The sequence below is a fragment of the Chitinophaga sp. genome (assembly GCF_036566945.1).
GTDB lineage: Bacteria > Bacteroidota > Bacteroidia > Chitinophagales > Chitinophagaceae > Chitinophaga.
Genome location: NZ_DATCVJ010000963.1, coordinates 1 through 7,684 on the forward strand (window position 1 = coordinate 1; position 7,684 = coordinate 7,684).

The 7,684-nt window shown below is 49.2% G+C and carries 5 protein-coding genes; all 5 read right to left on the reverse strand.

What is annotated here, in order from left to right; genetic code table 11:
- Nucleotides 1-366, reverse strand: a 366-nt coding sequence (locus tag VIP81_RS28975; RefSeq protein WP_331969895.1) for a hypothetical protein, incomplete at its 3' end; no start/stop codon positions are given.
- Nucleotides 367-372: 6 nt separating this feature from the next.
- A complete protein-coding gene (locus tag VIP81_RS28980; protein WP_331969899.1) occupies nucleotides 373-3,018 on the reverse strand; it encodes a glycoside hydrolase family 2 protein in 2,646 nt (881 codons plus the stop codon).
- Nucleotides 3,019-3,023: 5 nt separating this feature from the next.
- Nucleotides 3,024-4,016: a DUF5017 domain-containing protein gene (locus VIP81_RS28985; RefSeq protein ID WP_331969902.1), complete on the reverse strand. Its 993-nt coding sequence runs from the start codon at nucleotides 4,014-4,016 to the stop codon at nucleotides 3,024-3,026.
- A gap of 23 nt (nucleotides 4,017-4,039) precedes the next feature.
- A complete protein-coding gene (locus tag VIP81_RS28990; RefSeq protein WP_331969905.1) occupies nucleotides 4,040-5,935 on the reverse strand; it encodes a RagB/SusD family nutrient uptake outer membrane protein in 1,896 nt (631 codons plus the stop codon).
- A 21-nt stretch (nucleotides 5,936-5,956) separates the two neighbouring features.
- The coding region (locus VIP81_RS28995; protein WP_331969908.1) for a SusC/RagA family TonB-linked outer membrane protein at nucleotides 5,957-7,684 on the reverse strand (1,728 nt) is incomplete at its 5' end.

The window sequence follows — 7,684 nt, forward strand, 5'->3', positions numbered from 1 at the left end:
GCCATCAGGCGTGCTGACCATCGTTTCCATCCAATCATATAAACGTATAGCCGCGTCCGTATATTTCCGGTCTTTCGTTTTGTTGGCCAGGTATAGCAACGGGTAAATGGCGTCGCCGCTGCGGCCATGTATGGCCGCACAAGCCGGACAAAGAATACCGCCATGTAATCCTTTGGCAGCAGGTTGATTGACCTGTAAGGCCAGCAATGCATCGCCCCATTGTTGCAGCAATTGCTCACTCAGTGTGGTGAGTTCATTACTACCGTCGGCAGGCGGCATAGCGGCGAAGGAACTCATGTTTGGCAACAATAAACCGGTGCTGCCGAGGGTGGTTAATTTCAGAAAATCCCGTCTCGATGTAAACATGTGTGGCTATTTAGTTGGTGTGGAATTTTCCGGTCTGGGTAAATGGGTGACGGGCCAATGGCTTACCTGCGCGTTTTCATTCAGAGATATGGCCGCATCCGGACCGGAGTGTGGTTTTAAATATACATTAAAACCATCCACTTTTACCAATGGTATTTTTCCCTGCAGGGCTGTTTCACTTGCTTCAATGATAATTGTTTTTGTTTCGTTGGGCACGAGTGATACATAGTTGTCGGAATAAAAAACGGGTAATACCCTGTCATCGCTGCCCTGGCGGTGCAGTTGCAGATGCGTCATCAGCGCTATATGCGTGGTAGGATTATGCAGTGTTACTTCCAGTAAACAGGTATCTTTCACCCTGCGGCGTTTAATGGTGGCCGTTAGTGTTACCGGCGGCAACTTCTCCAGGTCGCTTAGCTGGTCGGCGCCCAGTGGTAACGTGTTCCAATAGAAATTATCGGAGCGGGTGTTGCCCTGTGCATCCGTGAGGGTGAGTTTTACAAAGTGAACGGCCGAAAGTTTGGCCGGCCAGGGTACTGCTTCCAGATCGGTGGCTACGGCGGGTGCCGCTGTGACGGTATATTTTTTTTCCAGCGCCGTACTACCGTCGAGGTTATAAACAGACAACTGTACACTTGCGTTTTTAATAGTTGCCGGTCCATTGTTGATCACCTGAACATTCCCTTCTTTTTCGTTGAATTGTACGTGCACAGGTTCACAGGCTTTCTGAACGGCAAACAATGCCGCATTGGGTTCCAGGTCATGATGATAGAGTTGCCATACAAAACTGGGTTGTGCAGGATTACTCATCCAGGTGATCACGCCGGTAGATGGATGGAACATTTTGGCATTGCGGCCTTCGTACATGGCGCGGAAAGATTCGTAGTTGGCCAGCTGCGATTTTCGTACAAAGTCGGCCAGGTTGGCCACTTCACCGAAACGTTTGCCGATCATGTTGCGGTAGTATTTTGTGGCCATATCGTGTTCCGCCCAGTCGTCGTTAATTACTTCCCAATCTTTTTGCGGCATCATGCCTTGTATAGATTCCAGCGTGGGAATAGAAAAACTACCAATTTCGGTTTTGAAGGATTCCGTGAAGACATAGTATTCGCCGGGCTTGCGGGTATAGTAAGGACCGCCGGAATGTACGCCACGTCCGGAAGTGGAACTGGATTGATACAGCCGTTTCGGCTCCAGTTCTTTTATGAGCAGTTGCAGTGAATCTTCTATCGCCGCAGGTGGGTTCCCTTCGTTCCGGGCACACCAGAGTATAATAGACGGATGATTGCGAAACCGCAATATTTTTTCGCGCACATTGGCGAGGTATAAATGAATATCGGCAGGGTTGGGACCATCGGAGGGATTGGGCTGAAAAAATTCATCCCATACCATCAGCCCGTATTTATCGCAGAGAGCGTAGAGGTCTTCGCTGGTACTCTGGCCTACCCAATTACGTATAATATTGTAATGGGCCTGCTGATGCATGCGGATCTGTGTTTCCAGTCGTGCTGCAGGAATACGTTTCATGGCTTCGTCCATGCCCCAGTTGCCGCCTTTACAAAATACTTTCACGCCATTAACGGAAATGGTGAGGTCGGTGGAAGCCGGTGTGGTATAGCTGATTTCGCGGATGCCGAATGATAGTTGTTGTGTATCCGAAATTTTTCCGTTGGCAGTAAACTGTAATTGCAGGGAATATAAATTTTGTGGACCATAGCCGTTGGGCCACCAGAGTTTGGGTTGTTTTACCCGCAGTGCCGGTTGTGTGGCCGGATCAATCGTAATGCGCTGCTGGCTATGTGGTGACAATTGTACATGCTGTTGCACCGTGATATCTCCGAAACTGGCCTGCAATGTACCTTGCTGTGGCTGGTCGGTTACATTTTCCAGCGTGGCGGCAATGCTTACATCGGCGGTGTTGAGCGAAGGTAGTGGCAGGTCCGTGGTAACCAGCGGATCTTTGATGCGTACGGCGCCGGTGGCAGTGAGAAATACGGATTGCCAGATGCCGCTGTTCCGGTCGCGGATAGCAGGTATCCAGTCCCATCCCATAGAGCAAAGAAAAGTTGGACCATCCATGGCAGTGATGCCGCCGTTTTTGCCCATGCCCTGTGCAATGGTGTGCTCGTGTGGCACGCCCGGATTGGGTTGTGGCGATATTAACACCGCCAGGGTAGCCGTTTCACCTGGCTTAACGACGGAGGTAATATCAAAAATGCCCCGCGCAAAGGCGCCTTGTATCTCCCCGATATTTTTTCCATTTACCCATACCTGTGCGGTATAGTTAATGCCGTTAAAATGCAGCCAGATTTTTTTGTCGCGGTAGCTGGGCGGAATGCTCATTTGTGTGCGGTACCACCAGTTGGTGCGGCAAAGCGTATCGGGAATTTTATCCGGGCGGTTATTTTCGCCGTATAACGGTTCCGGGTATACGTTGTTATGCACCAGTGTGGTGAGTACTGTGCCGGGTACAATGGCTGCATACCATCCATTGGTGGAAAAGCCTTGCTGTGCTACTGTTTCACCGCTTTGCGGTACTTTGGCAGCATCCTGCAACTGCCAGCCCGAGGTGACCGCTACAGTTTGCGCGGTAAGCTTATAAGCGGAAAATAACAGCGCCATGATGGCCGGAAAAAAAGATCGTATCGTCATGTATGTCAGGGTAGAATTTTTAATGTCAGCTGTCTGATCTGGCTTTTACTTTCGTCCAGACTGTTATTGGTGGCCACAAAGGTGACCTGGTAAGTGCCTGCTTTTTTGAATACATATTTGTAGGTGCTCGCCTTTAACGCAATTTCATTTTTAACCACGGCGCCTACATCAGGTTTGGTGGCTTTTAAATCCACCGCAGTGGTAATCAGCCAGTCGTCATTGTCTTCATTATCGACAGCCGTACCGGGATTGAAAGTGATAGGGTAGCTCGTACGAATGGTGATGCCATTGCTGTTGCGAACACTATCTGCCGCGGAAACATTCCAGGTGCCTACATTCCAGGCGTTGATGCCGGTGCTGTCGGGTGGTGTTTGCGGCAAACTTGCCTGCACCCAGGCGGTATTGGTGAAGTTGGTGAACAGCGGTGCGGCGTTGCCATCCGGCAGATTATTGTAAAGCGTCAGATTTTGAATGGCCCACTTTCTTTGTGCGATGGTGCCAGTCTTTTTATTCAGCACCCGAAACGCGATATTGACTTTCTCCGCAGTATTAAAATCTGAAATATCAATCGTGTCGGAAGTGGTAAAACTGGTGGCCAGTGATTTGGGCCATTTGGTATTCCGGCTGGAAATATTTGTCCACGTAGCCTGCTGAATATGTGCGGCATCGTACCCTTGCAGGTTGGTGGAAATGAGCAGCAGCAGGGAATCCGGGCAGGGCTTTGGCGGCACAGGCCCCTGTTGCATCGATGTTTGAAACTGTAGTTTCACCATGCCTGCTGCGGATGTTCGGGTGCGGTTTTCATACGACTTACCAGCTTCGCCGGAAAAAAATACAATGGTACCCGGGTTGCCGGATAAATTAAACGTAACGCTATCGCCTTCTTTGTAGGCCAGCAAATCTGTGGTCACGTTGAAGTCGGCTGGTGTGTCCACTAGATTTTTGCGGCAGGCAACGAATAACAGTACACACAGAAAGCAGTATATAACGGATCTCATAAAAGTAGTTTTATCAGTTTTTATTACCATCCCGGATTTTGTGTCAGCACCTGGTCCAGGGCCATTTCACCGGCGGGAATCGGTAACAGCGAATATTTTTCAGGATTGGTCAGGAAGTTATTGGCAGCCACTCCCGCAGCAGTACTGTAAGTAGTGGGCGCGTAAGTATCGTTGTTACTAAGCACCCGTTGCATGGCTGCGGGCATCATGCCCCAGCGTATCAGGTCATTGCGGCGTACCCCTTCGAAACAAAGTTCGCGGGAACGTTCGTCCATGATATCCTGCAGGGTAAACGTAGTGACGTCTAGTCCTGGCACGGATGTATTAGGTACATAGCCATATGCTCTCCGTCTCACCTGGTTATAATACTCCACTGCCGCTGCTCCGGGCGCACCATTCACTTTCAGATCGGCTTCTGCTGCCATCAGTAATACATCGGCATAACGCACAATCGGGAAGTTGCAGGAAGTATTATTTTGTAGTCTGCTGGGTGGCAGGTTGATTTCATATTCCCGTCTCCATTTACCTACACAGTGATCATAGGCAGTAGGATAACCCAGTCCGCCGAATGTAATGTTGATGCCCGTAACTTTGCCGCCACTTACTGTGGCTGTAGCCGTAGCCACATTGGGAGCTACTACAGAAGGGTTGGTGCTGGTATTAGTGCCATAGGAAGTAAAGCTGATATCGGGGGCGCTGGTATAGCCAGTGCCTGCATTGTCTATCACCACATTTGTTATTACGCCTTCGGCAGAAGTATAGGCTGTCGCCGTTGCGCCTGTACCGCCACCGCCGGTGATATTCACGGTGAGGGTGTAGTAGCGTTGCGTAGCGGCGCTTTTGTATACATAGGGCGCAATGGCCCAGTCTCTCCGCTGATCACCGGGGCCATACAGGTTATACAAACCGGGCAACACACGGTAGGTGCCTGGTGAATAACCATTTACCCCGGTAATACCCGCATCTGGGCAATACACGCCCATCACCGCTCCGAGCTGTTGTGTCACCAGGTAGGCGGTACCGCTATACGAGCCGGTTACATTCGACTTGGATAAAAACGCGGCATCCCAGATACTTTCCGACGTGCCATTGTCATTCATGTTGTTTTGCATCTTATTGATGAAAATGCGGCCATATGCGGGCGTATTCGGATACAATGGATGGGGAGTGCTGTTTAAGCTATGGAGGTTCGTATTGATGAGCTTTTGGGCCCAGAACAGCGCCTCTTTATATTTGGTGGCATCATTCATTGGTTGGCCTGCCATTGTGAGACAAACCCTGGCTAATATGGCTTCTACCGCCGACTGTGTTACGATAGTAGGCGTGAGCGTTTGCGATATTTTCGGAACGAGGCTGTCAGCCGTTGTCATTTCTTTCACAATAAAAGCGTAGATATCTTTTGAGGGCGTGCGGGTAAGATTGAAGTTGGTGCCTAAAGACGTGGCGAGCATCGTCTTCAGTGGTACATCTCCAAAATGGGTGACCAGCAGGTAAAAGTAATAGGCCCGCAGGAAGATGGCCTGTCCTTTGATCCGGGCACGTTTGGTTTCGTCCATGGTTGGTTTGTCTACCACATCGAGGATCACGTTGGCATCTTCGATGCCTTTATATAAATTTCGCCAGAGCAGGAGTACATTCTGTTCGGAATTGCTGATACTATAGAGTTCTGTGAGAATGGTGCTGCTGGTCACATTATTCCGGAAGCTTTCGTCAGCGCCGCCATCGATATAGCCCCATAAGCCAAAAGCGTATAGGGGGTCCTGTTGCAGGATGTTGTACATCCCTGCCACCTGCTCATCCAGTTGTGATTCGGTAGTAAAGGTGATAGGCCGGAAAGTAACCGGGTCCAGGCTCACATCTATTTTACAGGAGATGGGAAGAAGACAGAGTAATAAAAATAATTTGTGGGAAGCTTTCATACAATAATTTTTAACAGGAAATCAGAAAGTAGCCGTAATACCAACACTGATGGTGAGTGCCCGCGGATAAGCCGTATAATCGTAGCCACCAGACAAGGCAGAATAACTGCTGCTCGGCTGCAAAAACGTATAGCCGGTACCGCTGGTAGCTGTTACACCGGGTGTATTGCCGGGTGCATTGGCCGGGTTCTGTACCCGGAAACTGGATACTTCCGGATCAATACCACTATACTTTGTGATTGTAAAAATATTCTGTGCCGCGCCATATACTTTGAGTCCTTTGATACCGGCGCGGTTCAGCAGCTGCCGGGGCAGTTCATACCCCAATGCAATGGTTTTGAGCCGCAGATAAGAACCATCTTCGATATACCTGGAAGTTACTTTTGGCGTGGTACTACCCGCATCTCCTCTGTTGTTATATTTCGCGCGGGGAATATCGTTAGAAGGATTAGACGGCGTCCAGCGATCGGCATATTCCGCAAACTGATTGCCATTTGGATAATAACCACCGGTAGAAGCGAAGGCCATTCTGTTGGCATTCAGGATATCGTTGCCATAACTCCACTGGAAAAAAATATTCAGCGAGAAATTTTTATAACTGAAATTGTTGGAGAAGCCACCGGTATGAATAGGTAAGGGGCTGCCTATTACGGTTTGATCGTTGCCATCTATTACGCCATCGCCATTGATGTCTTTGTATTTGGGATCACCGGGTTGTACACCGCCGGCATAGGCAGGCACACCGTTTTTCACTACATAGGTGCCGTTGCCTTGTTTCACAAAATCATCGTACTGGTATACGCCGGCCCATTTGTAGCCGTAGAACTGCGATATAGGCGCATCTACTTTCGCAATCCAGGCCGTAGTGGAATTTCCACCAGGCAAATTTAAAATGGTAGGCATCACCTCAAATCCATCATAGAATTTAACAATCTTCCCCCTGTTGAAACTGATATTAAAACTGGAAGTCCAGTTGAAATCTTTGCTTTTAATATTGAAGGTGTTAATCGTAAGTTCCACCCCTTTGTTGCTGATTTCGCCGGTATTCTGGTATTGTGTGTTGGTGGAAGTGATGCTGTAGCCTGCCAGGTAAGGAATTTGCACGAGCAACAGGAAATTTTTTGTTCGCCGGTGGTAGTAATCTGCGTCTATCGATATCCGGTCATTCAAAAAACTCAGGTTCAATCCCAGATCCAGTTCTGAAGTGGTTTCCCAGGTGAGATCCATATTGCCATTGCCAAAAGGCACGGTGCCTCTGGTGTATTGGTTATTGAAAGGATAACCAAATTGTCCGGCGCCGGCGAGTGTGGCGAGGTAGCTGAAGTCGCCCACTTTATTGTTGCCTACGCTGCCGTAGCTGGCGCGGAACTTACCATCATTGAGTATGCGGGTAATATTTTTCAGGAAGGGTTCCTGCGTAAACCGCCAGGCAAAAGCGCCGGAGGGAAAGTAGCCCCATTGCTTGCCTGCTGCAAATTTCGAAGAACCATCGGAGCGGGCAGTGGCTGTAAAAAGGTATTTATCTGCATAACTGTAATTCAGTCTGCCGAGAAAAGAAAACAGCTGCCAGCGGGAGCCACCTGCATAAGGATTGCTGGCAGTACCGCCGCCAATGCTTTTAATGCCCAGGTATTCGGTCGACTGTGGCACATTGATCGATTTAAAACCGGTACCATAGTTGGTCGCGTATTGATAGGTGAAGCCTGCCAGCGCGTCTATAGCGTGTTTGCCGCCGATAGTAGTTTTATA